We start from the raw sequence: 22,053 nt of genomic DNA on the forward strand, positions 1-22,053 counted from the left end.
TACAAAAATGGATTTTCAAGCGGCCGCAGCGATGCGGCCGTTTCTGTTTCTGGTACCTGCGCGCGAATTGACGAGATGTATCCTTTTGGATACAGTCGGCTATGCTCGTATTTGAAACAACCGATGTGTTCAAAAATTGGCTGTTTTCGTTGCGGGACATCAAGGCGAAGGCCAGAATTCTTGCGCGGATACGGTCCGCCGAGCTTGGCAGCCTGGGGGACTGCTCGCCTGTGGGCGGGGGAGTGTCCGAGATGCGAATTCACTATGGACCCGGCTATCGCCTGTATTTCAAACGCACGGGCGACGTCGTCTATCTTCTGCTGATCGGTGGCGACAAATCCAGCCAGAAGCGGGATATCGGCGCCGCCTTGAAGTTGGCGATGCAGCTTGCGAAGGATCAATCATGACGACGATTTCAAGGTTCGATGTGTCCGAGTTTCTGGACGACGATGATCTTATCGCGGAATATCTGACGGCAGCGATGGAGGATGAAAATCCAGATGTCTTCATCACCGCCCTTGGCGACGTGGCCAAGGCACGCGGCATGTCGGAGATTGCCAAGGCCACGGGTTTGGGCCGCGAGAGCCTATACAAATCTCTTCGCGGTGGGTCGAAGGCCCGATTCGAAACCCTCCATAAGATCGTCACCACATTGGGATTGAAGATGACGGTCGTTGCCGACCGTGCCTGATCTTTGAAAACGCGCGATCTGCTGTCCGGAAAAGTCTCTATGTCGCAGGCTTTGCGTTGGACGAGGACGCGGGCGCGGGTTACCTAGTCTGCTAAATACCGGCCACCAAAAAGGCCACGGACAATTTGGAAGAACCGAAATGAACGAAGACAGCGCACATTTTCCGCCGGTCGATCCGGTCAAGGCCGGGCTCAGGGGGCTTTGCCCGCGATGCGGCCAGGGCAAGCTGTTTGACGGCTTCCTCAAGATGAAGCCGTCCTGTGCCAGCTGCGGCCTCGATTATGGCTTCGCCGACGCCGGCGATGGGCCGGTCGTCTTCGTCATCCTGATCGTCGGCTTCATCGTCGTGGGGGCTGCGCTGTGGACGGAGGTCAATATCAATCCGCCGCTCTGGGTGCATTTCCTGTTGTGGATACCGCTTGCTATCGTCTTCAGCCTCGCCCTCATGCGCATGCTCAAGGGCGTCCTGATCAACCTGCAGTTCCGCAACAATGCACGCCAGGGCGAGATCGACCGTGGCTGATACCGTGACCGGAAAAAGGAGCGGCGGGCTTGCCGGCCGTATCGCCGGCATCGTGCTGGTTCTGATCGCGCTCGCTGTCCTGTTGTCGCTTGGAACATGGCAGATGCAGCGGCTTGCATGGAAAGAGGGGCTTCTGGCGGCAATAGCGGAGCGCCGCGCAGCACCGCCGGCCGGCCTAGCGGCGATCGAGGCGCTGGCCAGGGCTGGGGGGGATGTCGACTACCGCACGGTGCGCGTGACCGGCACCTATATCAACAACAAGGAACGGCATTTCTTCGCAACTTACGAAGGCCGCACCGGCTATTACGTCTATACGCCGCTTGAGCTGGCCGATGGCCGGGCTGTCCTCGTCAATCGCGGTTTCGTCTCCTTCGAGCGCAAGGAGCCGGAAATGCGCAAGCAGGGCCAGTTGACCGGCGAACAGACCGTCACCGGTCTTGCCCGCGCCAAGCTGACGGAAAAGCCGTCCTGGGCCGTGCCGGACAATGATGTCGCCAAGAACATCTTCTACTGGAAGGATCTCGATGTCATGGCCTTAAGTGCCGGGCTCGATCCCGCAAAGGTCATGCCCTTCTTCATCGATGCCGATGCGACGCCCAATCCCGGCGGCATGCCGATCGGCGGCGTGACGCAATTCGACCTGCCCAACAGCCATCTGCAATATGCGATGACCTGGTATGGCCTGGCTGCGGCGCTGGTCGTCATCAGCGGGATTTTCATCTTCCGGCGCAAGACTTAAGGTCGGCGCAACATCGCGCCGGAGGAGATCGAATGGCCATTCTTGCAAATATTCTGATCGCGGTGACGGCTCTGATGCATGTCGGTTTTCTCGTGCTGGAAATGTTTCTCTGGACGGGACCACAGGGGCGAAAAGTGTTCCGGATGACGCCGGAGCAGGCCGAAGCGACCAGGGTTCTGGCGGCCAATCAGGGGCTCTATAACGGCTTTCTCGCCGCCGGGCTCGTCTGGTCGCTCATCGCTGTTCCGCCGGAATTTGCGCTCCAGTTGAAGCTGTTCTTCCTTGTGTGCGTGATCGTTGCCGCTATATATGGCGCATGGTCGGTCAAGCCGCGCATCCTGCTGGTGCAGGGCGGACCGGCAATTCTCGGCCTTGTGTTCACCTTACTGGCATTCTGATAGATGACTTCTCTTCCGGCAAAGACACCGATCACCCTGCGCCTTTGCGGTCCGCGCGGCTTTTGTGCCGGCGTCGACCGGGCGATCCAGATCGTCGTTCTGGCGCTGAAGGAATATGGCGCGCCGGTCTATGTTCGCCACGAGATCGTTCACAACCGTTACGTCGTCGAGGGCCTTGAGGCCAAGGGGGCGATCTTCGTTGAGGAGCTCGACGAAATTCCGCCGGAGCATCGCAAGCAGCCGGTGGTCTTTTCCGCTCATGGCGTGCCGAAGTCGGTGCCGGCCGACGCCACGGAACGGAATCTCTTCTATCTTGACGCCACATGCCCGCTGGTTTCCAAGGTCCACAAGCAGGCCATGCGCCACCAGAAGCTCGGCCGCCACGTGGTGCTGATCGGCCATGCCGGCCATCCGGAAGTGATCGGCACGATGGGGCAACTGCCGGAAGGCGCCGTGTCGCTGGTGGAGACGGTCGAGGACGCCGAAACCTATATGCCCCCGGACGCCGACAATCTCGGCTTCGTCACCCAGACGACGCTGTCGGTCGATGACACCGCCGGCGTCATCAAGCGTCTGCACGAGCGCTTCCCGAACCTGACGGCACCCGCCGCCGATTCGATCTGCTACGCGACGACCAACCGTCAGGAAGCCGTGAAACAGGCGGCCCCCGGCTGCGATCATTTCATCATCGTCGGCGCACCGAACTCGTCGAACTCCAAGCGTCTGGTCGAAGTGGCACTGAGGGCCGGGGCGAAAAAATCGGTGCTTGTCCAGCGGGCGTCGGAAATCGACTGGGATGATTTCGGCGATGTCTCTACAGTCGGCCTGTCGGCGGGGGCCTCGGCACCCGAAGTCATCGTCAACGAGATCATCGAGGCTTTTCGCGAACGTTACGATGCCGCGGTGGAGCTTGCCGATACGGTCGAGGAAACCGAAAACTTCCTCGTCAACCGCGAGCTTCGCCACGTGCCGTTGACGGCCCAGGACATGGCGTTCGTGAATGGGGAGTAGGCAATGCCTGCGGGTGGGGTGGATCCTCGGGTCATCCTCGGGTTAAACCCGAGGATGACCCGAGGATCCATAGACCGGCAACCTTTTTCCAATTCCAACCACGAGAACGACCTTGGCAGTTTACACCGACATTACCGAAGACGAACTCGCCCACTTTCTGACCGCCTATGACGTCGGCACGCTGACGTCCTACAAGGGCATCGCCGAAGGCGTCGAAAACACCAACTTCCTGCTGCACACCACCAAGGGCTCCTACATCCTGACGCTTTACGAAAAGCGCGTGGACCAGAACGACCTGCCGTTCTTTCTGGGGTTGATGCATCACCTTGCCGGCAAGGGGCTTTCCTGCCCGCTGCCCTTGCCGCGCGCCGATGGCGAACTGCTCGGTCATCTCTCCGGCCGTCCGGCGGCGGTCATTTCGTTCCTTGAAGGCATGTGGCTGCGCAAGCCTGACGCCAGCCATTGCCGCGAAGTCGGCAAGGCGCTCGCGGCCATGCATGTGGCAGGTGAAGGTTTCGAGATCCGGCGTCCCAACGCGCTGTCCGTCGGCGGCTGGCGGCCGCTCTGGAACAATTCGCGCGATCGCGCCGACGAGGTGCAGCCGGGACTTGCGACCGAGATTGCCGGTGAACTGGATTTCCTCGAGGCCAACTGGCCGAAAGACCTGCCGGAAGGCGTCATCCATGCCGATCTTTTCCCCGACAACGTCTTCTTCCTCGGTGACGAGCTTTCCGGTCTGATCGACTTCTATTTTGCCTGCAACGACCTGCTCGCCTATGACGTCTCGGTCTGCCTGAACGCCTGGTGCTTCGAAAAGGACGGCGCCTTCAACATCACCAAGGGCATGGCGCTGTTATCGGGCTACCAGAGCGTGCGGCCGTTGACCGCAGACGAGATTAAAGCCCTGCCGCTGCTCGCCCGCGGTTCGGCCCTGCGTTTCTTCCTGACGCGGCTCTACGACTGGCTGATGACGCCGGCCGGCGCCTTGGTGGTCAAGAAAGACCCGCTCGAATATCTGAAGAAGCTGCAATTCCATCGCTCCGTCGCAACTGCTGCCGAATACGGCCTGACCCACGAGACAATGCCCGCATGAAACATGTCGATATCTTCACCGATGGAGCCTGCTCCGGAAATCCGGGGCCGGGCGGCTGGGGCGCAGTGCTGCGCTATGGCGAGACCGAGAAGGACCTGTGCGGCGGCGAAGCGGAAACCACCAACAACCGCATGGAACTTTTGGCGGCGATCACCGCGCTCACCAGTCTGAAAACCCAGTGCGAGGTCGATCTCTACACCGATTCGAAATACGTCATGGACGGTATCGGCAAGTGGATTCACGGCTGGAAGAGGAACGGCTGGAAGACCGCCGACAAGAAGCCGGTGAAGAACGGTGAACTCTGGCAGGCGCTCGATGCCGCCAACCAGAGCCACAAGGTCACCTGGCACTGGGTCAAGGGCCATGCCGGCCATCCGGAAAACGAACGCGCCGACGAACTGGCCCGCAAGGGCATGGAGCCGTTCAAGATGAAGCGCTCTAACGGCCGTCCGTGAACTGCACCAGATCCCACAGGTTCCCGTAGAGGTCCTCGAACACGGCGACGATGCCGTAGGGGGCCTCCTTCGGCTCGCGGGTAAACCGGATGCCGGTCTCAACCATCTTCGCATGATCGCGCCAGAAATCGTCAGTCTGCAGGAACAGGAAAACCCGGCCGCCGGCCTGGTTGCCGATGAAGGTCTCCTGATGCTGCGAGGAAGCCCGCGCCAAAAGCAGGGATGTGCTTGCCTCTCCTTGTGGCCTGACCACGACCCAGCGCTTGTCCTGTTCCGGCTGGTAGGTGTCCTCGACCAGCACGAAACCCAGCTTGGTCACATAGAAATCGATCGCTTCGTCATAGTCACGAACGACGAGCGCGATCAGGGCGATACTCTGTTTCATGGGACCTCTGGCGGCTGGCAACGGCGTTCGTGCGATTAATTTACGGTGCACACGCCATTGGCGCCGCCCTTGCCGGTATAGCTGACAGCCGTGGAGCCGTCGGGATTGATGCTGAGCGAGATGGTGACGCCGCTGCCCTTGGCTTCGTAATAGTTCTCGTTGAAGACTTTCAACTTGCCTTCCTTGCCGTTGATATAGATCGGTCCGCCCGCATCGGCATGAACCTCGATCTTGCCCGGGCAGGTGGCATTGACCAGCGGAATTTTGGCCGCGGCCTGTCCTGCAACCGCTATGGCAGCGAAAGCGGCGGCAATGCGCAGAAACGTCTTCATCGTGATCTCCCGAACGCTTTCTCGAATACAAGGAATGGAGCCGCAGGTGCGGCGGCCGCAGCGTGACAGGATGTCCGTTCAAGTCAAGGACCAGGGCGGCGTTGCGTCGCAAACACTTAGCTCTTGCGCTAAGTGTCTTATCGTGATAGTTAGCCTTATGGATCAGTATTCGGAACAGCTTGATGGCGTCTTCCAGGCGCTTGCCGATCCCACCCGCCGGGCCGTTTTGGCGCGATTGGGCCTGGGGCCGGCCAGCATTAGCGACCTGGCCAAACCTTTCGACATGGCCCTGCCGTCGTTCATGAAGCACATCCACTTTCTCGAAGGCAACGGGTTGATCCAGACGCGCAAGGAAGGCCGCGTCCGGACCTGCGCTATCGAGAAAAGGCAGTTTGCCGCCGTCGAGGCTTGGCTGTCTACACAGCGGGCGCTCTGGGAAGGCCGGACCGACAGGCTCGAGCAGTTTGTCGCCAAGGCGCAGACAACCAGGGCGCAGACAAAGGGAGGTTCAACATGAGCAGATCAATCAATCCGGAACTCGACCTGACGATTTCACGGCTGATCAGGGCTCCACGATCGCTCGTCTGGAACGCCTGGACCGATCCGTCGAGCTTCGAGCAATGGTGGATCCCCGAACCGGCCAGATGCAAGGTCACCGAGATGGAGCTGCGCCCCGGCGGCGCATTCGTCACGCAGATCAGCGAAAACGGCGGTGATTTCCAGCCGCATCTGAGCGGCTGTTTTCTTGCCGTCGAGGATGGCGAGCGGATCGTCTTCACCAATGCGCTGGTCGGCGGATGGCGGCCGGCCGAACAACCCTTCATGACGGCGATCATCACGCTGCAGGATCATCCGGAAGGGACGGATTACGCCGCCCATGTCATGCACAAGAGCAATGCCGACCGCAACATGCATGAGGAAATGGGCTTTTACGATGGCTGGGGCACGGTCATCGGACAACTTGCAAAGCTTGTCGAGCGGAGCGTGCAATAGGCCTCGATTGACGGCAGGCACGAAAGCCCGCATGCGCTTCCCGCATGCGGGCTTTCCAATAGGCATCTGGTATCTGGATGGCAGCGTTCAGATCTGTTCGAGCATTGCCGCGGCGGCCGAAACCGTCGCCTGGCCGGGGCTTTCCTCGACGTTGAGCGTCTTTACCACGCCGTTTTCGACCAGCATCGAATAGCGCTTCGAGCGCAGGCCGAGCGTGCCGGCGGAGAGATCGATGTCCATGCCCAGCGCCTTGGTGAAGGCGGCGTTCCAGTCGGAGAGGAAATGGATCTTGCCCATGCCGCCGGATGCGGTCGCCCAAGCGCCCATCACATGCAGGTCATTGACGGCGACAACGGCGATGTCGTCGATGCCACGCGCAAGGATCGCGTCGCGGTTCTCAAGGTAACCGGGCAGATGGTTGAGCGAGCAGGTCGGGGTGAAGGCGCCGGGAACGGCAAACAGCACGACCCTCTTGCCGGCAAACAGTTGCTCGGTGGTGATTTCCACCGGGCCATCGGCGGTCTTTTCCTTGAACGTGGCGGCGGGCAGCTTGTCTCCGACGGAAATGGTCACGGTCTCACTCCTTGAGGTCATTCGGGAAGGCTGGAGCACGATGGCCCCATGGGTTGGATGGGAATATAGATTTGGTTCAGTCAAAGGCAAGCGGGGTTTGCATGCTGAGGCCGCCGGCGCGAGCAACCAGCGCGACCGATCCGCTTTTCAACGCGCCGCCTTTTGCCGGAACGCGCACGGGTATCTCCGCCGTGAGCTTGCCGTTTTCGGACGCGACCACTTCCGGCTTGCCGAAGCTGTAGCCGGGCGGACCCGCAAGGAAGAGTTCGGCAGGCGTTGCCGCTTTCGGCGTCACCAGCGACACATGCAGGCGTTTGCCTGCGGCATCAAACGAGGCAGCGGTCACTTTGAACGTGTCGGACGGTTCCATGGGCAGTGCTGCAACGGCGTCGTCGATCCGGGCCTGGTCGAGCGGGTTTTCCGCCAGGCTCTCCGGCAGAAAAAGGTTGAGATCGGCCTGAACCGGAATGCAGATTTCCTTGCAGATGCCGAGGAAAACCGAGACTTTCAGGGAGAGGTCGCCGGTCCTCTCGCGCTTCAGCGAAAGCGGGAAGGCCACCGAATGGTCGTAGCCGGTATAGCTTGCAATGCCGTCGTGAAAGGCCTTCGGTGCGGGAAAGCGCAATCCGGAAAAGGCGATGCCGTCCTGCGGATCGATGCTTACCTGCGGCGGGATACCGCTTGAGCCCGGTTCGAGCCAATAGGTCTTCCAGCCGGGCTTCAGCCGGATGTCGAGAATGGCCGGGATCGTGCCGTCCGGTTCCGGCCTGTCGGCGACGATGCGGACATCGCCACCCTCCGATTGCACCCAATGGCTCTGTGCAGCATATGCGGCAGATGTTGCAAAAAAATACGCCGAAAGGGTTGCCAGCGTAGCCAAATGAGGCACATTCTCTAGGAGGCGATAATGTTTCATGATGCAGAGGCTTATCGGTTTTGGGGCATGGTTGAAAGGTGTCTGCTTTCACCTCGCGATCATTTTCTCTTGAAGTCGATACGATCTCAGGCCGATGAAAATCGTCAGAACAAATGATCAGGATGGAAGCGCTTTTCATTTGAACCGAGTTGATAGGCGAAGACCATGATGGCGACGTTCCAGAAAAAACGCGAGCGCGGCGTGTTGGACGGTCAGTTCCTGATCGCCATGCCTGGGATGTTCGATAGCAATTTTGCCCGCACGGTCATCTTCGTCTGCGCCCATTCGGACGACGGCGCCATGGGCTTCGTGCTCAATCGGCCGCAGCAACTGACCTTTCCCGACGTTCTCCTGCATCTGCACATCATCGATCAGGCGCAGGCGATCAGATTGCCCGGCGTCACCCGCGATTTCCAGATCCAGACCGGCGGTCCGGTTGAAACCGGGCGCGGCTTCGTCCTTCATTCGGACGATTACCTGAGCGAATCCAGCATTCCGGTCAGCGATGACATCTGCCTGACGGCAACGCTCGACATCGTCCGGGCCATCTCGCGCGGCGAGGGGCCAGCCAAGGCGATGATGATGCTCGGTTATGCCGGCTGGGGTGCGGGCCAACTCGAAAACGAGATTGCCAACAATGGCTGGCTCAATTGCCCGGCGAGCGAGGAGCTGATCTTCGACCGCGGCCTTGACGACAAATACGACCGGGCGCTGGCGCTGATGGGGGTCTCCCCCGCCATGCTCTCGGTCGATGCCGGTCACGCATAACCGAATCTATTTTCCGTCTTTTTGACGTTGTGCCGGAACAATTTGAGCCGCTCCCCGTTTTCCCGTCGCGAGGGTAGGACCGCGCCGTTCATGTCCTCAACCTCTCGAGGAGACTGATCATGGGTAGCACTTCCGACAAGATTTCCGGTGCCGCCAACAAGGCCGCAGGCAAGATCAAGCAGGCTGCAGGCAGGGTAACCGGCAACAGCAGGCTGCAGGCGAAAGGCAAGGGCCAGGAAATCAAGGGTAAGGTCCAGACCGCCATCGGCAAGGCCAAGGACGCCGTCAAGGGTTCCGTCGATCGCATGTAAACGGTTTGCCGCCGGTCATCTCTCCAAGGGGAACCGGTGGCTCTAAAGTGCGCGAATCGACTGTCCTGACGGGTTCAACTGGATGGAAGGTTTCAGCGCCGATGCCCGCTGTGCTTCGCGCCAGCGGGCATTTCTCTGCGGGTGCGATGCTAAAAACTAAGGCGACGGTCGGCATAGTCGAATGCGGTCGCCACACGATCATCAGGCGGGCTATATAATCCAATGAGACTGTACGAATGCGGCAATTGCGGAAACCCTGTTCATTTCGACAATCGTGTCTGCATCAACTGCGGCTCGCGATTGGGATTTCTGCCGGAAGCGATGGCCATGCAGGCGCTGACACCGGCGGGCGACAACCTCTATCAGGCATCGTCGCGCAAGGAGGCCGATGTGCGTTTCTGCGCCAATGCGGCGCATGACATCTGCAACTGGCTGATATCGAGCAATGACGATCACCTCTATTGCCAGGCCTGCCGCTACAATCGCATCGTCCCGGTAACGGACAATCCGGAAGGCCTCTTGCGCTGGCAGAAGATCGGCCAGGCGCAGCGTCACCTGTTCTATTCGCTGTTGCGCTGGAACCTGCCGCGCCCCGGCCGGGACGCCGACCCGCAAGGCGGGCTCGTCTTCGATTTCCTTGCCGATGAAGTCGATGTCTACGGCAATCTCATGCCGGCCATGACCGGTCATGAGGATGGCCTGATCAGCCTGCGGGCGGCCGAAGCAAACGATGCGACCCGCGAAAGCGTGCGGGTCTTAATGAATGAGCCATACAGGACCCTGCTCGGTCATTTCCGCCACGAGATCGGCCATTTCTACTGGGCCCAGCTGGTGCGCGACGACCAGACGCTTAATGCGGCAAGGGCGCTGTTCGGCGACGAACGGCTCGATTATGCCGCCGCCCTGAAGCGCAATTACGAACAGGGGCCTCCGGCCGGCTGGCAGACGAGTTTTATCAGCACCTATGCCAGCGCCCATCCGGCCGAGGATTTCGCCGAATGCTGGGCGCATTTCTTCCACATCGTCGACACGCTGGAAACCGCCCGTTCGTTCGGCCTGTCGACCGAGCCGCGCCGCCACGAGGAGATGGCCGCGGAAGTCGATTTCGATCCGTATCGCGCGACACGTGCGCAGGACCTCGTCGATGCCTGGATCCCGCTCAGCGTCGCCCTGAACAGCCTCCAGCGCAGCATGGGACAGCCAGACAGCTATCCGTTCGTGCTCTCGCCGCCGGTGATAGATAAACTGGATTTCATCAACAGGCTGATCAGGCGGGCGGGGGCGGGGTATAGCCAGTAGCCAGTAGCCAGTAGCCAATAGTTGTCGCTTCCAGGCTCAAAGCAGTGGAATATTTCTACTGCCTACTGCCTACTGCCTACTGCCTACTGCCTACTGCCTCAATCACGCCCGCTTCATCAACGGAAATCGCTCTTTCAGCAACCGCTGGATCGATTCCGAGCCGATTGGCGGGCCGAAGAGGAAGCTTTGGCCGAAGTCGCAGCCCATCTGGGCGAGCTGGATCGCGTCTTCTTCGGATTCGATGCCTTCGGCGACGACCTGCATCTCGAGCTCGCGGGCCATGGTGATGACCGAGCGCAAAAGGATCGAGCGTTTGTCGCTGGGGTCCCTGACCAGCGACTTGTCGATCTTGATCGTATCGAAGGGAAAGCGGGTGAGGTAGGCGAGCGACGAATGGCCGGTGCCGAAATCGTCGAGCGCCAATTTCAGGCCGGCATCCTTCAGTTTCTCCAGAACAAGGCGCGCCTGCTCGGGATTTTCCATGACGACGGATTCGGTCAGCTCCACCTTCACCTTGCGCGGATCGCAATGGTTCTTGTTCAACACCGCGCGGACGTCGTCATAGAGCTCGTTGTTGAGCAGCTGTGCGCTTGACAGGTTGATGGAGACGAAGATCGGCAGGTCGCCGGTCTGGAGCTGCCATTCGGTCAGGTCGCTGGTCGCCTTTTCGAAGGCGAACATGCCGAGTTCGTTGATAAGATCGGAGCCTTCTGCGATCGGGATGAACTCCGATGGAGAAATGCTGCCGCGCTTGGGATGCTCCCAGCGCATCAGCGCCTCGAAACCGGCGATCTCGGCATCCACCAGGCGCACGATCGGCTGGTAGACGAGGTTCAGCTCCTTGCGCTCGATGGCGCGGCGCAGGTCGGTTTCAAGCTGCAGGCGATCTGTTCCTGAGGCACGGAAGGCCGGGCGGAAAGGTTCGACGCGATTGCCGCCGGCCTTCTTGGCGCGGAACATCGCAAGCTCGGCATCGTCAAGCAGGCCTGCGGCATTTTCCTGCTGGTCGACCCAGGAGACGAGGCCGATCGAGGCCGTCAGATTGATTTCGCGATTGCCGAAATTGAGCGGCACCATGATCGCCTTGGAGACCGCGTCGGCGAAATCGGCAACCTTGGCCGTATCGCGCTCCGACATCAGGATCAGTCCGAATTCGTCGCCGCCGAGACGCGCCAGCGTGTCCTGCGGCTTCACCAGCCGCCGCAGGCGGCGCGTCAGCGCGATCAGGATATTGTCGCCGGCAGCAATGCCCAGCGTGTCGTTGACCTGCTTGTAACGGTCGATATCGATGGTGATGACGGTCGGACGGGCGGCGCTGGAGCCGGGGGCCAGCGACAGGATGGATTGCAGCCGGTCGAGGAAGATCTGCCGGTTCGGCAATCCGGTCAGATTGTCGTTCAGCGCATTGTGCAGCAGCCTGTCGATGGAGTTCTTCTGCTCGGTGATATCGACGATGGTGCCGACGCAACGGATGATCTCGCCATTGGCGCCGAGCACCGGGCGGGCGCGGATCGACAGCCAGTGATAATGCCCGTCTTCGGCGCGCACTCTGAATTCGTGGTTCAGCCGGCCCTTGCGATGTTCGAGCAGAACGTCGAGAGTCGCGCGAAACCGGTCGCGGTCGTCGGGGTGAAGGCGCGGCAGCCAGTTGCGGGCCGCACCATGCATGGTGCCGGGCGACAGGCCGAGCTGGGCAGAGATATCCGGAATGGTGACAACGCGGTCGCGCGCCACGTCCCAGTCCCAGACGGTATCGCCGGAGCCGGTCAGCGCCAGCGACTGGCGTTCGAGGTCGGAAAACAGCCCCTGGCTATAGGCGCCGCCGGCAAAGGCGTGCTGCATCACCGTGAAGCCGATCAGGAGCACGATGAGAACAAGACCGCCGCCAAGAGCTGGCTGGACGATGTCATTGGCAAGCTGGCCGGTGACGGTAAGCCATGCCCCGAACAGCCAGACCAGGATCAAAAGCCAGGCAGGCACCAGGAGGATGGCGCGGTCATAGCGGTTGAAGCCGAGATAGGCGATCAGCACGATGCCAGCGGTGCCGGTCAGCGCGAAGGAGAGGCGGGCGATGCCCGAAGCGATGGCCGGATCGTAGATGGCAACGCCGAACAGAAGGCCAAGGCCGAGAATCCAGGCAAGCGTCGCATAGCTTAAGTGCTGGTGCCAGCGGTTGAGGTTGAGATAGGTGAACAGGAAGATCACCAGGCCGGCGGCAAGGAACACTTCCGTGCCCGCCCGCCATATGCGTTCGTCGCCCGCGGTGATCGAGATCAGCTTCGACAGGAAGCCGAAGTCAACGCAGATATAGGCAAGCACCGCCCAGGCGAGCGCTGCCGTCGCCGGCAGCATCGAGGTGCCCTTGACGACGAACAGGATGGTCAGGAACACCGCCAGAAGCCCGGCAATGCCGAGCACGATACCGCGATAGAGTGTGAAAGCGTTAACCGTGTCCTTGTAGGCGTCGGGCTGCCATAGATAGATCTGCGGCAGGTCGGGACCGGCAAGTTCCGCAACGAAGGTGATGACCGAGCCGGGGTTGAGCGTGATGCGGAAGACGTCGGCTTCATCACTCGGTTGGCGGTCGAGCGCAAAGCCTTCGCTCGGTGTGATCGACAGGATGCGCTGCGAGCCCAGGTCCGGCCAGAACAGTTTCGAATTCACAAGACGAAAGTGCGGGGCGACGATAACGCGCTCCAGCTGTTCTTCCGAAACGTTGGCAAGGGCAAACACGGCCCAGTCGCCCTGATGGTTGTCGGCGCTGGAGCGGACTTCGATGCGCCGGACGATGCCGTCGGTGCCGGGCGCCGTCGAGACCTGGAAGGCTTCGCCGCGGCCGGTATAGATTTCCGTCGTCGCCGTCAGGTCGAGGGCCGTGTCCTCGCGGGAGATCTTGACGGGTTCGGTGGCAAGTGCCGTACCGCTACCGATCAGGCAGAACGCGATCATCATGGCGGTAAGAAGCGCCAAGAGCCTTCGTGCTGACGGGTGGAACGGGTGGCGGTTCAAAAACATCAATCACTCGAATTCTTATGTTGCATGCTGTCCTGCGAGAGGAGGGAGAACATCAGGTGATCCCGCCATTGCCCGTTGATTTTCAGGTATTCCCGCAAATAGCCTTCGCGCTGAAACCCGGCCTTTTCAAGGAGCCGGATGCTTCTGTGGTTCTCGGGAATACAGGCTGCTTCAATACGGTGCAACTGAAGGCCCGTAAAGATATAGGGGATAGCCAGCTTGACGGCATCGGCCATATGCCCCTTGCCGGCAAATCTCTCGCCCATCCAGTAGCCGATCATGCAACATTGGGCGGCGCCCCTGCGGATATAACCGATGGTCAGGCCGCCGATCAGCTGGTCGCCGGCGCGCGAAATAATGAACAGGGGCACCGCCTGGCCAGAGGCAAATTCCTGTTCGTTGCGGATGACGCGGGTGCGAAAGGCGCTTTCGGTCATCTCGTCGGCCCGCCAGGTCGGCTCCCACGGCTCGAGAAAGGTGCGGCTTTCGCTGCGCAACTGATACCATTGACGATAGTCGGATGTCTTGGGCAGCCTCAGCAAATGCGCCGTATTGCCAATTTCGATCGGGTCCGGCTGCCGTGACAGAAACCGAAAGACCGATCGTGTCATAGATGCCTCCGCAGTGGATGGGGTGATACCATATGCGAGAGTGCCAGGCGCTCGACGAACGCCTGGAGGTCGCTCATCAGAAAAGACTTAGCCGTTGGCAGCCCGAGCCCGGACAGCCTTGTTGGAAAGCGCACCGAGAATATCGCCCATCGGCGCCAGCTTTTCGACCGGGCCGATCGCCGACAGCGTCGGGACGGTATCAAAGAACAGCCGGCCGGCAAGATCGGTGAGGCGTTCGATGGTGATGCCGGACAGGCGTTCCATCAGCTCCTCGTTGGGGATCGGGCGGCCGTACAGCATCATCTGCCGGGCAATCTGGCCGGCGCGGGCGGCGGGGCTTTCCTGTCCCATCAGAAGCTGGGCACGGATCTGGGCGCGGGCGCGGTCGATTTCCTGCTGTTCGATGTTCATCGACGACTTGCGCAGCTCGTCGATGATGACGGGCATCAGTTCCGGCAGGTTTTCGCCACCGGTTGCCGCGTGAACGCCGAAGATGCCGGTGTCGGAAAAGCCCCAATGGAAGGCATAAACCGAATAGCACAGTCCGCGATGCTCGCGCACTTCCTGGAACAGCCGGGACGACATGCCGCCACCGAGGATATTGGCAAGGATCTGCGAACAGTAAAAATCGCGGGCGTGATAGGCCTTGCCCTCGAAACCGAGCAGCACCTGCGCGTCCATCAGGTCGCGATCCTCGCGCACGTCGCCACCGGTATAGTGGGCGGCATCGGCGACGGGGGACGCCGCCGGTTTTTGCGGCAGGCTGGAGAAACGGTCTTCAACCTGTCGCACAAAGCTATCATGATCGAGAGCGCCTGCACCGACGACGAACATGCGGTCGGTGGTGTAGTTGCGGTCGAGATAGGTGCGGATCTGTTCGGGCGTAAAGGATAAAACCGTATCCGGCGTGCCGAGGATCGGGCGGCCGATCGTCTGGTTGGCAAAGGCGGTTTCGGCGAATTTGTCGAAGACGACGTCGTCAGGCGTGTCGTTGGCAGCGCCGATTTCCTGCAGGATGACCTGCTTTTCGCGCTGCAGTTCTTCCTCGTCGAAGGAAGATTCCGTCAGGATGTCGGCGAGGATGTCGACAGCGAGCGGAACATCGTCCTCTAGAATGCGGGCGTAATAGGAGGTGGTTTCCGTCGATGTCGCGGCGTTGACTTCGCCGCCGACATTTTCGATCTGTTCGGCGATCTGCCTGGCTGTTCGCCGTGCGGTGCCCTTGAACGCCATATGTTCCAGCAGATGGGCAATGCCGTGCTCGTCCGTGGTTTCATCGCGTGAACCGGATTTGATCCAGACCCCGAGCGCCACGCTTTCAAGGTGCGGCATATTCTCGGTGACGACCGTCAACCCGGATTGGAGCCGGGTGCACTCAACTTTCATCATACGTCTTTCTGCGTCCTTATTTCCGGATGCGGGCACGAGCGTCGATAAAGGTTTCGACGGCTTTCAGCTCGGCGTCAAGAATGTCGAAACGCTCCTCCCTGACCATCAGATCAGCAAGCCACGTTGGAAGCGCCGGGTCAATACCACTGGCCGATTTTACTGCGGCCGGGAATTTCGCCGGATGGGCGGTGGCCAGCGTCACCATGGGCACGCTTAAGGTTTCATGCTTGTTGGCAACGAAGACGCCGATCGCCGTATGCGGGTCGAGCAGATAGCCGGTGGTCTCCAGCGTCTTGGCGATGGTCTTGGCCACATCCTTTTCGGTGGCGCGGCCCGCCCGGAACACCTTGCGGATGGACTTGAGCGCATCCTCCTCGATCTCGAAGGAGCCGGACTGTTTCAGGCTGGCCATGGCGCCGCGCACCTTGGAGGCGTCGCGGTCATAGGCCTCAAACAGCAGCCGTTCGAAGTTGGAAGAAATCTGGATGTCCATCGACGGCGAGGTGGTCGCCTTGACGTCGCGCATCTCGTAGCGGCCGGTCTGCAGCGTGCGGGCGAGAATGTCGTTCTCGTTGGTGGCAACGACCAGCTTGTCGATCGGCAGACCCATCTGCCTTGCCACATAGCCAGCGAAGATATCGCCGAAATTGCCGGTGGGGACCGTGAAGGAGATTTTCCGGTCCGGGCCGCCGAGCGCCAGCGCCGTTGTGAAATAGTAGACGATCTGGGCCATGATGCGGGCCCAGTTGATCGAGTTGACGCCGGACAGCGCCACGCCGTCGCGGAAGGCAACGTCGTTGAACATCTCTTTGACGAGGCTCTGGCAATCGTCGAAATTGCCGTTGATCGCCAGCGCATGGACGTTGGCTGCCTTGGACGTGGTCATCTGGCGCTGCTGCACGGGAGACACCTTGCCATGCGGAAACAGGATGAAGATGTCGGTGCGGTCACGCCCGGCAAAGGCGTCGATCGCCGCACCGCCGGTATCGCCCGATGTGGCGCCGACGATCGTTGCGCGCTCGTTGCGCTCGGTGAGCACATAGTCCATCAGCCGGCCGAGCAACTGCATCGCCACATCCTTGAAGGCCAGCGTCGAGCCGTGGAAAAGCTCCATGATGAAGGCGTTCGGGCCGGTCTGGACAATCGGGGCGATGGCCGGATGACGGAACGTGCCATAGGCTTCATCGATCATCGCGCGGAACTTGCTGTCGGGGATTTCACCGTCGATGAACGGGGTGAGAACCGTAAAGGCGATCTCCTGGTAGGATTGTCCGCGCATCGCCCGGATTTCCTTCTTGGAAAAGCTTGGCCACTTGTTGGGAACATAGAGCCCGCCGTCGCGGCCAAGGCCCGCCAGAAGCGCATCGCAAAAACCCAGCGAAGGGGCTTCGCCCCGCGTCGAGATATACTTCACCGTGACCATCCTTCGTCGTCTGTTTGCTGCCGCGGAAATTGAACAGCACCCTATTCGAACCGGGTGGCAACCGCGGTTCTCTTTGCGTCAACCCTTGGCAAAGCTGACGGAAATATCGGCTTTTCGTCTGTAACCGGCCATTCCAGCGCGTCCTGAAAAATTGGCGTTCCGGCGGCAGGTTCCAATCGATTTTTCAATGCGTCGCTGCTATAGACCATCGCCAAGGGTCTTGAAAGGCTCAAGTTGCAGGGGCGGAAAACCGAAAAATACCTCATTTTGCGGTCAGTCACGCCCGGCGGCATCCATCGTGCAAGGCAGAGGGTCAATTCAGGTGTTTGGTAAAATCTCCAGCCGTCTTCTCGGAATTTCACTTCTCGTGCTCATCGCGGGCTGCAACAAAACCGATACCGGCGGCGCGATCGACGCCGGCGGAAGTGCGGCAGCCCCGACGCCCGCCGTCATCCAGGGAACCTGCCCGCAGGTCTATCTGCTCGATGGGACCGCCAATTATCGCACCTATGCCAAGGGCGCCAAGGACGATCCGACCAAGATCGTCTACCAGGCGTCGCTCGCCGACACGACCCGCCAGTGCGTCCAGAACGAAAGCCAGCTGGTGATGACGGTGGTCGTCCAGGGCCGCGTGGTTTCGGGCCCGGCCGGAGGTGCTGGAACGGTCAATCTGCCGATCCGCGTGGCTGCGACCGACGGCAAGAACACGCTCTATTCGGAATTGACGCAATATCCGGTCGAGGTCCAGTCCGGTACTGGTTCCGCCCAGTTCATCTTCACCAAAACCGATATCGCGCTGCCCGGCGGCGCCGGCGATTTCGCCAAGATCTATGTCGGCTTCGACGAAGGTCCGGTCAAGAAGAAGAAATAAGCGGGATTTGCTGCTGAGCGAAGGGCCGGCGCGATGGTTTCGTGCCGGTTTTTTATGTCCGGCGCAATCTGAGGTGCCTTACAAGGCGCACGGGGATTTTGCTTCGCCCGGTTTCTCACGGCGGCTGGAAAGCCGATTTCCGGGATGTGCCTCTCTACCTCTTCGCCGTCAGTCTTCCACGAGTTCATCACCAGGATCGGGTTTCACATTCGGAGCCCGATCAAGGATAGCGAGAGCAGCATCCGCGTTTCCGCGATCAGCTCGCTTCTTCAGGTTCATGATCGCCCGGCGATGCCCAATTCCATCGGCTATGAACGCCGATAGCAACTGGTTCAGCGATACATTGTCTTCAGCTGCGACCTGTTTAGCTTCCTCCATCACGTGATCTGCAAGTCGCAATGGATATGTGCTCATGTTCATCTCCTTCTCGTCAACTCAGCGACGAATTCTCCTGCTCTGACGACTTTCAATCCGAACGCCTCGAGCGCCGGATGCTGAAAATGCCTGTCGCTGCTCACTATGGTGTCCGCATTGGCGGCAAGAGCGCATTCTATATATAGGTCGTCTTTGGGATCGTTCAGAAATGGCCTGAATCGAAACCAAGGAGATACTAATCTCGCTCGACTGAAAACGGCATCGAGAACGGCATCGATTTCATCATGACTGAGCCACGCATTTTCACCTAAAATCCCGGGGCGTTTCAATACGTCCTCATACTCAAGCGCAACTGCGGGTGAGACAGAAAATAGGACGTCTCCGCCAATCATCTTGCGAACAAGGTGATGCGATGCTCCATTCGATGATCGGAAAGCCGAAAGCATGACATTAGCATCAACGACGATCATGCCTCATTCTGATATCACATGCGATATCGTGTCAAGCGACCCCAGAGATGGATCAGAGGCGGCCGTGCTGGACAATTGCCCATCCGGTGCAAAGCGATGCGCTAAGTTAGGCCGTCAGCGCTTCAGACCATTCAGACAGTGCCGCGATAACACCCGGCAGTGCACTCATGCGCGAGATGACAGTTTCCGCGCCCGCTTCAGTCAGCTTGTCGGCATGCGAGGGATAACTGTGCGAAGCGCCGGTGAAGCCGACGACGCGCATGCCGGCCGCGATGGCGCCATGGATGCCGTGGACGGAATCCTCGATCACCAGGACGCGCGACGGATCGGCGCCGAACTGCTTGGCGCCGTGCAGGAAAATGTCCGGCTTCGGCTTGACCTTGTCTTCGCCGAGATCGCGGGCGGAATAGATATGCTTGCCGAAATGATCCTTGATGCCGACCTTGGCGAGCATCATGGCAAGGCGCGCCGAGGTCGAGTTCGAGCAGATGCAATGCGGCAGCTTGAGTTGCGCCAGCATCGGCTTGACGCCGTCGATGATCTCAACGTCGCTGGCCAGCCGCTTGTCGAGGATGGCCTCGTGCTTGGTGAGCAGGGTTGCCGAAAGCGGAATGTCGGATTCTTTCTCGATGGCAAGCAGGGTGTTGTGCCAGGTCATGCCGGCGAAACGCTCGGCCATTTCCTCCGTGCTGATCGGATAACCGGCCTCGGTCAGAAGCTCGGCTTCGACCTCGCTGGCGATGATTTCCGAATCGACGAGAACGCCGTCGCAGTCGAAGATGATGAGATCAATGCTGGTCATGCCGGGAGTGTCCTTGGGGGGGAGATGGTGGCCATGTACACGATGCGGCCCGAAAGCTCAACCACACGAAGCGGGAAGCTGGTATGCGGGAAGGGGCGGCGTAGCTTGGGGACCGGGTATAAGTGCGGTCCTCCGTCCGTCGACTATTTCCTCTGCGGTGAGGCGACCGATTAGCGGCGCTAGAATGACGCCGGGGTGGCCCGCCGCGACATAAAGACCGTGCACCTGTGGCAAAAAACCAAGGCGCGGCAAGCCGTCAGCGAAGATCGGACGGTCGCCGACCTCAGCGCTTGCCAGCATAACGTTGTCAGGCAAATCCAACTCGTCCTTCATCACTGCCAATGTCCGCTCTCCAATCGCCTGCGGGCCATTCTCTGCACCGTTTTCGACATAGGATTTTGCGACGAGAAGCGTGTTGTCGCGGGCTTGGCGAACTTCCAGACGCGGTCCACGCAGGATGCGGCTAACGACAGGCATGCTGCAGGCATAGCGGAGGAGTAACGCTGGAGAAGTCTCAATCCCAGTATCGATACCGAGCTCGCCCACAAGCACATTGGTGGCGCTTCCAGCTGCTGTCACAATGACGTCGGCCTTGAGGGTGCCATCCGAAACCCGGATGCCGGTTACCCGACCGTTTGCGGTCTCGATGGCGACGGCCTTTTCATCAAAGCGGGCCGAGGCACCCGCGGCAAGAGCGGCGGCGACATAGGTTCCAGCCAGTCGTTTCGGCTCGAGAGCGAGATCACTGCGTGAGAAGACCGCGCATTCCGGCACCCGGCGCAGATGCGGTTCCCATTCGGCAATGACACTCCGTTTCAACAATTCGACGTCCTCACCGGCGCGCTTATGGAGATCGGCAAGTTGCTCGGTCTCTAGTGGTGTCGCTCTCCATGTCAGCGAACCAGAGCGGGCATCGGACAAAGCTTCCGGCAAGGCAGCTTTCAGCAGCTGATACTCGGCAACGGCCTCGCGCCAAAGCGCGTAGCTGGCATGGCCGGGTGTGCCATTAATAACGTTGACCCAACCAAAGGCGCGACCTGTGACGCCGGAACCCGGTTTCGGCCCTTCATCTAGCAGCAAGACGTTCGCGCCGCGAATGGCAAGGTTATAGGTGATGGCCGAACCGATTATACCTGCACCGATGACAACGATGCGTGGTCGGTGCAATCTCATGGAATGGCCTCAAAGTGAGCGGAAGTGGTCGTGTGGTCGGTAGGCATCGTGTACGACGATGACGTGACAGAGAACCTGAAAATGACGTAAAACGGTTAGTATGCACCGCCTTCTGTTGCACGAAGTCCCCGAATTAGGCGAGCCTCATGTCCGCAAGGGGCATAGCTTGCCGCAGTTAGCCTTGGTCGTATAGCGTCGCATTTCTATTGTTCCTATAAGGTTCCCATGACCGTCCGACTGCGCCCGCATCACCTCCTCTGCATGCTGACCTTCGTCGGCCGGGGGTACACGCAGGCGTTTACCGAAAATTACATCCGCATCGCCGCCCGCCTGTCCACGGGCGAGGATATTCTTGTGGTCGAAGGGCCGGACGATGTGTGCGCGCCGATGCTTGGCGAGGCTGACCATCACTGTCTGTGCGACAGCGTGACGGAGCGGGATTTGAAAGCGAGGCAGGCGGTCGAGGCTTTGCTCAAGGTGTCCGCCGGCCCGGGGGCTTCGATCCGTCCGGACACGGATTTTCTGAAGAGCATGCGTGAGGCTTTCTCCGCAGGCTCAATCCGCGAGGGCTGTGCCCGCTGTGAATGGTCGCCGCTGTGCACCGGCATTGCCGCTTCAGGCTTCGACGGTGTGCTGGTCGTGCCGCTCGACGGTTGACGGTGCGGGCAGGGGGAACAGCCTGGCGAATTCTTTTTCGCCGGTGCCGGTAAAGCGCACGGCGCGGCTGTCGGGTTCGCGCCTGGCCCAGCCCTTGTCGAGGAAGAGGGTCAAAAGCGCCTGGCCGAGCGACCCTGACAGATGCGAGCGGCGTTCGCTCCAGTCGAGGCAGGCGCGGCAGACCGGGCGTCTGGATTTCACCAGCGCCGGAAGGTCGATGCCGAGCGCCGTCATCTTGCCTTCGCCTGACGGCGTCAATTGCAGCTTGTCGCCGACGCCGGCAATCACTTCCTCTGCGACCAGACTATCGAGCATGCGCACGCCATAGTCACCCGCCAGGTGATTGTAGCAGACGCGGGCCTTGCGCAGCGCCGGGTCCTTGGGGCCGGTACGATGGCGGGTGAAGCCGCGATAGGCGGCAAAACCCATCAGTCCCTCGATCATCAGGCCGACATCGTCGTCGGCAAGGGTGAAATAGCGGTGCCGCCCCTGCTTGCGCTGCGTGATCAGGCCGCCGGCCTCCAGCTTCGACAGATGAGAACTGGCCGTCTGCAGCGTGATCCCCGCCGTTCCGGCAAGCTCCGTCGCCGTCAGCGCCTTGCCGCCTGTGAGCGCGGTCAGCATGTTGGCGCGGGCGGGGTCGCCAATCAGCGATCCGATCTGGGCAATGTCCGGTCCTTCTTTCATACTTCGACCGTAACCGAAGCATTGCGCGCATTCAAGATGGCAAAAAGGATCATCGCCAGGCCACGACGGCCCGGCTCGACTGACAGGAAAAGA

General features: G+C 60.3%; 28 protein-coding genes. 15 read left to right on the forward strand and 13 right to left on the reverse strand.

All coding sequences use genetic code 11. From position 1 onward, the window contains the following. Nucleotides 1–101 precede the first annotated feature (101 nt). The 8 genes from AC1D17_RS09090 to rnhA all read left to right on the forward strand — a co-directional run bounded on the left by AC1D17_RS09090 (nucleotide 102) and on the right by rnhA (nucleotide 4,910). A complete protein-coding gene (locus AC1D17_RS09090; RefSeq protein WP_477565078.1) occupies nucleotides 102–407 on the forward strand; it encodes a type II toxin-antitoxin system RelE/ParE family toxin in 306 nt (101 codons plus the stop codon). Then, nucleotides 404–691 (forward strand): addiction module antidote protein, encoded by a 288-nt coding sequence (locus AC1D17_RS09095; protein ID WP_477565079.1) that lies wholly within the window; start codon nucleotides 404–406, stop codon nucleotides 689–691. The genes AC1D17_RS09090 and AC1D17_RS09095 overlap by 4 nt, the downstream gene beginning before the upstream one ends. 139 nt (nucleotides 692–830) lie before the next feature. Continuing rightward, the gene (locus AC1D17_RS09100; RefSeq protein WP_477565080.1) at nucleotides 831–1,214 is read left to right on the forward strand and encodes a DUF983 domain-containing protein; all 384 of its coding nucleotides are present in this window, start codon (nucleotides 831–833) and stop codon (nucleotides 1,212–1,214) included. Continuing rightward, entirely contained in the window at nucleotides 1,183–1,953 is a 771-nt protein-coding gene (locus tag AC1D17_RS09105; RefSeq protein WP_477565081.1) for an SURF1 family protein, read from the forward strand. The genes AC1D17_RS09100 and AC1D17_RS09105 overlap by 32 nt, the downstream gene beginning before the upstream one ends. A 32-nt stretch (nucleotides 1,954–1,985) precedes the next feature. Beyond that, nucleotides 1,986–2,351 (forward strand): DUF1304 domain-containing protein, encoded by a 366-nt coding sequence (locus tag AC1D17_RS09110; RefSeq protein WP_477565082.1) that lies wholly within the window; start codon nucleotides 1,986–1,988, stop codon nucleotides 2,349–2,351. A 3-nt stretch (nucleotides 2,352–2,354) separates the two neighbouring features. After that, nucleotides 2,355–3,362 carry a 4-hydroxy-3-methylbut-2-enyl diphosphate reductase gene (gene ispH / locus AC1D17_RS09115; protein ID WP_477565083.1) on the forward strand — a complete coding sequence of 336 codons (1,008 nt, stop codon included), beginning with the start codon at nucleotides 2,355–2,357 and terminating at the stop codon, nucleotides 3,360–3,362. A 112-nt stretch (nucleotides 3,363–3,474) separates the two neighbouring features. Then, nucleotides 3,475–4,455, forward strand: a complete 981-nt coding sequence (locus tag AC1D17_RS09120) for a homoserine kinase (protein ID WP_477565084.1) — start codon at nucleotides 3,475–3,477, stop codon at nucleotides 4,453–4,455. Then, a complete protein-coding gene (gene rnhA, locus AC1D17_RS09125; RefSeq protein ID WP_477565085.1) occupies nucleotides 4,452–4,910 on the forward strand; it encodes a ribonuclease HI in 459 nt (152 codons plus the stop codon). The genes AC1D17_RS09120 and rnhA overlap by 4 nt, the downstream gene beginning before the upstream one ends. On the opposite strand, the gene AC1D17_RS09130 is transcribed toward rnhA, so the two are convergent. Continuing rightward, complete coding sequence (locus AC1D17_RS09130; protein WP_477565086.1) at nucleotides 4,894–5,295, reverse strand: VOC family protein; 402 nt, start codon at nucleotides 5,293–5,295, stop codon at nucleotides 4,894–4,896. The two genes, rnhA and AC1D17_RS09130, sit on opposite strands and share 17 nt — an antisense overlap. Nucleotides 5,296–5,330: 35 nt before the next feature. Next, on the reverse strand, nucleotides 5,331–5,627 hold the full coding sequence (locus AC1D17_RS09135) for a hypothetical protein (RefSeq protein ID WP_477565087.1): 297 nt from the start codon (nucleotides 5,625–5,627) through the stop codon (nucleotides 5,331–5,333). A 157-nt stretch (nucleotides 5,628–5,784) separates the two neighbouring features. On the opposite strand from AC1D17_RS09135, the gene AC1D17_RS09140 reads away from it, so the two are divergent. Both AC1D17_RS09140 and AC1D17_RS09145 read left to right on the forward strand, forming a co-directional pair. After that, nucleotides 5,785–6,144, forward strand: coding sequence for an ArsR/SmtB family transcription factor (locus AC1D17_RS09140; RefSeq protein WP_477565088.1), 360 nt, complete (start codon nucleotides 5,785–5,787; stop codon nucleotides 6,142–6,144). Further along, complete coding sequence (locus AC1D17_RS09145; protein ID WP_477565089.1) at nucleotides 6,141–6,620, forward strand: SRPBCC family protein; 480 nt, start codon at nucleotides 6,141–6,143, stop codon at nucleotides 6,618–6,620. The genes AC1D17_RS09140 and AC1D17_RS09145 overlap by 4 nt, the downstream gene beginning before the upstream one ends. Nucleotides 6,621–6,707: 87 nt before the next feature. Here AC1D17_RS09145 and AC1D17_RS09150 read toward each other — a convergent pair whose 3' ends face one another. Together AC1D17_RS09150 and AC1D17_RS09155 are read right to left on the reverse strand one after the other, a co-directional pair. Continuing rightward, nucleotides 6,708–7,193: a redoxin family protein gene (locus AC1D17_RS09150; RefSeq protein ID WP_477565090.1), complete on the reverse strand. Its 486-nt coding sequence runs from the start codon at nucleotides 7,191–7,193 to the stop codon at nucleotides 6,708–6,710. Nucleotides 7,194–7,269: 76 nt separating this feature from the next. Further along, nucleotides 7,270–8,001, reverse strand: coding sequence for a protein-disulfide reductase DsbD domain-containing protein (locus AC1D17_RS09155; RefSeq protein WP_477565091.1), 732 nt, complete (start codon nucleotides 7,999–8,001; stop codon nucleotides 7,270–7,272). Between the two features lie 273 nt (nucleotides 8,002–8,274). On the opposite strand from AC1D17_RS09155, the gene AC1D17_RS09160 reads away from it, so the two are divergent. The 3 genes from AC1D17_RS09160 to AC1D17_RS09170 all read left to right on the forward strand — a co-directional run bounded on the left by AC1D17_RS09160 (nucleotide 8,275) and on the right by AC1D17_RS09170 (nucleotide 10,487). Next, on the forward strand, nucleotides 8,275–8,877 hold the full coding sequence (locus AC1D17_RS09160) for a YqgE/AlgH family protein (RefSeq protein WP_477565092.1): 603 nt from the start codon (nucleotides 8,275–8,277) through the stop codon (nucleotides 8,875–8,877). Between the two features lie 119 nt (nucleotides 8,878–8,996). After that, entirely contained in the window at nucleotides 8,997–9,188 is a 192-nt protein-coding gene (locus tag AC1D17_RS09165) for a CsbD family protein (protein WP_477565093.1), read from the forward strand. Nucleotides 9,189–9,410: 222 nt separating this feature from the next. Next, nucleotides 9,411–10,487, forward strand: coding sequence for a zinc-binding metallopeptidase family protein (locus AC1D17_RS09170; RefSeq protein ID WP_477565094.1), 1,077 nt, complete (start codon nucleotides 9,411–9,413; stop codon nucleotides 10,485–10,487). 102 nt (nucleotides 10,488–10,589) lie between these two features. Here AC1D17_RS09170 and AC1D17_RS09175 read toward each other — a convergent pair whose 3' ends face one another. From AC1D17_RS09175 to thrC, 4 genes are all read right to left on the reverse strand, one after another. Then, nucleotides 10,590–13,502 carry an EAL domain-containing protein gene (locus AC1D17_RS09175; protein WP_477565095.1) on the reverse strand — a complete coding sequence of 971 codons (2,913 nt, stop codon included), beginning with the start codon at nucleotides 13,500–13,502 and terminating at the stop codon, nucleotides 10,590–10,592. After that, nucleotides 13,502–14,113 (reverse strand): GNAT family N-acetyltransferase, encoded by a 612-nt coding sequence (locus AC1D17_RS09180; RefSeq protein ID WP_477565096.1) that lies wholly within the window; start codon nucleotides 14,111–14,113, stop codon nucleotides 13,502–13,504. Before AC1D17_RS09180 ends, AC1D17_RS09175 begins: the two co-directional genes overlap by 1 nt. A gap of 87 nt (nucleotides 14,114–14,200) precedes the next feature. Next, nucleotides 14,201–15,502 (reverse strand): M16 family metallopeptidase, encoded by a 1,302-nt coding sequence (locus AC1D17_RS09185; RefSeq protein WP_477565097.1) that lies wholly within the window; start codon nucleotides 15,500–15,502, stop codon nucleotides 14,201–14,203. A 16-nt stretch (nucleotides 15,503–15,518) separates the two neighbouring features. Further along, nucleotides 15,519–16,925: a threonine synthase gene (gene thrC, locus AC1D17_RS09190; protein WP_477565098.1), complete on the reverse strand. Its 1,407-nt coding sequence runs from the start codon at nucleotides 16,923–16,925 to the stop codon at nucleotides 15,519–15,521. A 322-nt stretch (nucleotides 16,926–17,247) separates the two neighbouring features. Between thrC and AC1D17_RS09195 the strand changes: the two genes are divergently transcribed. Continuing rightward, complete coding sequence (locus tag AC1D17_RS09195; RefSeq protein WP_477565099.1) at nucleotides 17,248–17,796, forward strand: hypothetical protein; 549 nt, start codon at nucleotides 17,248–17,250, stop codon at nucleotides 17,794–17,796. A 168-nt stretch (nucleotides 17,797–17,964) separates the two neighbouring features. On the opposite strand, the gene AC1D17_RS09200 is transcribed toward AC1D17_RS09195, so the two are convergent. The 4 genes from AC1D17_RS09200 to AC1D17_RS09215 form a co-directional block, all read right to left on the reverse strand. Beyond that, entirely contained in the window at nucleotides 17,965–18,210 is a 246-nt protein-coding gene (locus AC1D17_RS09200) for a hypothetical protein (protein ID WP_477565100.1), read from the reverse strand. A gap of 2 nt (nucleotides 18,211–18,212) precedes the next feature. Continuing rightward, nucleotides 18,213–18,641 (reverse strand): putative toxin-antitoxin system toxin component, PIN family, encoded by a 429-nt coding sequence (locus tag AC1D17_RS09205; protein ID WP_477565101.1) that lies wholly within the window; start codon nucleotides 18,639–18,641, stop codon nucleotides 18,213–18,215. 106 nt (nucleotides 18,642–18,747) lie between these two features. After that, nucleotides 18,748–19,443, reverse strand: a complete 696-nt coding sequence (locus AC1D17_RS09210; protein WP_477565102.1) for an HAD family hydrolase — start codon at nucleotides 19,441–19,443, stop codon at nucleotides 18,748–18,750. A gap of 57 nt (nucleotides 19,444–19,500) precedes the next feature. Then, nucleotides 19,501–20,616 carry an NAD(P)/FAD-dependent oxidoreductase gene (locus AC1D17_RS09215; RefSeq protein WP_477565103.1) on the reverse strand — a complete coding sequence of 372 codons (1,116 nt, stop codon included), beginning with the start codon at nucleotides 20,614–20,616 and terminating at the stop codon, nucleotides 19,501–19,503. Between the two features lie 225 nt (nucleotides 20,617–20,841). On the opposite strand from AC1D17_RS09215, the gene AC1D17_RS09220 reads away from it, so the two are divergent. After that, on the forward strand, nucleotides 20,842–21,273 hold the full coding sequence (locus AC1D17_RS09220) for a DUF1284 domain-containing protein (protein WP_477565104.1): 432 nt from the start codon (nucleotides 20,842–20,844) through the stop codon (nucleotides 21,271–21,273). Here the strand turns inward: AC1D17_RS09220 and AC1D17_RS09225 are convergent. Beyond that, nucleotides 21,232–21,960, reverse strand: coding sequence for an ArsR/SmtB family transcription factor (locus AC1D17_RS09225; RefSeq protein WP_477565105.1), 729 nt, complete (start codon nucleotides 21,958–21,960; stop codon nucleotides 21,232–21,234). The two genes, AC1D17_RS09220 and AC1D17_RS09225, sit on opposite strands and share 42 nt — an antisense overlap. Between the last annotated feature and the right edge of the window lie 93 nt (nucleotides 21,961–22,053).

Source organism: Pararhizobium sp. P1_E7 (genome assembly GCF_056405855.1).